Origin of the sequence: Clavibacter sp. MX14-G9D (genome assembly GCF_032917815.1) — a bacterium.
Lineage (GTDB): Bacteria > Actinomycetota > Actinomycetes > Actinomycetales > Microbacteriaceae > Clavibacter > Clavibacter michiganensis_K.
In genome coordinates, this window is the sequence record NZ_JAVCVL010000382.1 from 1 (window position 1) to 1,220 (window position 1,220).

Annotated in this window: 1 protein-coding gene and 1 pseudogene; one reads left to right on the top strand and one right to left on the bottom strand. The window is 78.0% G+C overall.

Annotation, left to right across the window (positions count from 1 at the left end; genetic code table 11):
- Nucleotides 1–534, top strand: a pseudogene (locus Q6969_RS15800) (hypothetical protein); the annotation flags it as partial.
- 67 nt (nt 535–601) lie between these two features.
- Here Q6969_RS15800 and Q6969_RS15805 read toward each other — a convergent pair.
- On the bottom strand, nt 602–1,165 hold the full coding sequence (locus Q6969_RS15805; RefSeq protein WP_317231292.1) for a GIY-YIG nuclease family protein: 564 nt from the start codon (nt 1,163–1,165) through the stop codon (nt 602–604).
- Between the last annotated feature and the right edge of the window lie 55 nt (nt 1,166–1,220).

Consider the following 1,220-nt stretch of genomic DNA (forward strand, 5'->3'; position numbering starts at 1 on the left):
GTCGCGGATCCGCCCGTCGCCCGCGCCCGCCGCTCACCCGGCGTCTGCAGCGCCACCCCCGACCTCCCCGTGGGCGAGCCGTTCGCGAGCGCGTGCGCCCCGCCGCCCGCGTCCGCCGTCGAGGAGCGCCTGCGGCAGGAGCTGGCCGCGCGCCTGGAGCACACCCCGGGGCTCAACGCCGTGCGCCTCGCCCGCCCGTTCTTCGAGCACCTCGAGGCGTGGCCCGACATCCTGCTGCCGGAGCTGCGCGTCGCCGTCGAGTACGACTCCACGGGACGCCACGGGCTGGAGCACGTCGGCCGCCGCGAGGAGGCGGATCGCCGGAAGGACCGGGCGCTGCGGTCCGCCGGCTGGGAGGTCGTCCGGATCCGCACCGGCAAGCTGCCCCCGCTCGGGCCCTACGACCTCTGCGTCTCCGGGCTCACGCGTGGCACGGTCGACCTGCTGCTCGACCGGCTGCGTGAGATCCGCGGCCCGTTCCTGGTCGACGCCTACCTGCGCGAGCCGCCGTCCGCCGCCGCGTCCGCCGGCTGACCCCCGCGAGCCGCGGGCGCTGTCAGCGGGTGGGCGGGGCTGTCGGGGCGGGCAGGGCAGGCAGGCGTCAGCTCACCCGCAGCGCCTGCGCCTCGCTCCGCCACCGGGCGAGCAGCTCCCACGGATCCGGCTGCCCCGCGGCGAGCGCCCGCACGTGCTCCCGCAGCTCGTCGTCCAGCGCGAACCACTCCGTGCGGTCGAACCGCTGCCGCGCGAACCGCGTGTGCCGCGCCCGCTCCACCGCGCGCCCGCCGCGCTCGAACGCGAGCAGCTCGTCGTGCCGGAGCGTGCCGAGCCGCTGCCGGGGGTTGGCGCTCGTGCCGATCTTCAGCCGATCGCCGAAGCGGATGTAGTAGACGACGTCCACCCGCGGCGGCGCGAGCTCCCCGTCCGGGTGGTCGCCGTGCCGCCACTCGCACACCGCGCACAGCCAGCCCGACGGGTAGCGGACGCCCAAGCGGGAGCCGCAGGCCGGGCACGGGGACGGCAGCACGTCCTCGACGCCGTGCTCCCGCTCCACCCAGGCCGCCGCGGCCACGAGGTGCGCGGCGCACAGCGGCACGGGCGCCCCGGGCTCGACGGGCGCGACGCACGCCTCGGCCCGGCACCTGGGGGATCCGCTCGACGTCATGCCCCGACGCTAGACGCGGGCGCCGACACCGCGGACCGGCGGGCTGCGACGCGAG

Excerpts from the sequence above, each read along its gene's own strand:
- Q6969_RS15805 (WP_317231292.1), bottom strand. The coding sequence starts at position 1,165 with ATGACGTCGAGCGGATCCCCCAGGTGCCGGGCCGAGGCGTGCGTCGCG.